This window comes from Streptomyces sp. NTH33, from assembly GCF_003236365.1.
In the GTDB taxonomy this organism is placed as follows: domain Bacteria; phylum Actinomycetota; class Actinomycetes; order Streptomycetales; family Streptomycetaceae; genus Streptomyces.
Map to the genome: position 1 here is coordinate 1 of NZ_POTZ01000980.1, position 935 is coordinate 935.

Consider the following 935-nt stretch of genomic DNA (forward strand, 5'->3'; position numbering starts at 1 on the left):
ATGAGGATCGAGATCGAGGCGTACGCCCGCCGCCGGAACCTCACGGGGTGCGCCCGTGTCTGATCGCCGCACCGGCTGAGTACGATCACCTACGCCGGTCTGAGTACGCGAGCGGTTGTCCGCCGCGCGCGGCGCCGGAAGGGTGGACGCATGCGCCGACTGCTGCTGCTCGCCCCGCTGTTGCTGTTCACCGCCGGCTGCGGGGTGGTGCAGTCCTCCGAGGACGAGGCGACGGACGCCGCACGGGAGGTGGCCAGGAAGGCGGGCGAGCGGCTCTACGGCCAGCGTCCGCGCACGGCGGAGGAGGTCGGGCGCTCCGCTTCCGGCATCGACGGGGTGGAGGTACTGCGGGTGACGGGTACCTCGACACGCGACGGGGACGGCGTCGACGTGGTCGTCCGCACGTCCGGCTCGGCGTACAACGGATGGTTCGACCCTGAGGAGGTCGCCGTGCGGCGCTGTTTCGCGGTGAGGGTGTCGCCCAAGTCGGAGTGGCGTGAGGACCCCCGTGACGTGGACTGCCCGGACGGCCCTCCGCTGACCTTCGCCCCGCCACCCGAACCGCCCCGGCTGCCGTACGAGGAGCTCCGCGCGAAACTTCCCCGGGTGCCGGAGGGCGGCCGGGTGGAGGAGGCCGAGGTGCGCCGTACGCTCGCCGCCCTGGACCTGCATCCGGCGATCCGTACCGAGGTGAAGGCGGACGGCGGCCGGGTCGGCGTTCTCCTGTCGGTGAAGGGCAACGGCTTCGACGCGCAGGACTGCCTTCTTGCCCGCGTGGGCCCCGGCGCCACCGAGGTGTGGGTGCCGCCCCGGATCCAGCGGATGCCCGGAGAGGGCGGCTGCACCGTCGGCAACGCCCTGGACCCGCTACCGCCACCGCACTGAACGGGGTGCCCGGCTCCGGCGAAAAGCCGCCTGCACCTTCCCCGCCGCCT

At 73.2% G+C, this 935-nt stretch carries 1 protein-coding gene; it reads left to right on the forward strand.

Translation table 11 applies throughout. From position 1 onward, the window contains the following. Positions 1–150: 150 nt before the first annotated feature. Positions 151–885 (forward strand): translation initiation factor IF-2, encoded by a 735-nt coding sequence (locus C1I97_RS37950; RefSeq protein ID WP_111007375.1) that lies wholly within the window; start codon positions 151–153, stop codon positions 883–885. Positions 886–935: the final 50 nt, after the last annotated feature.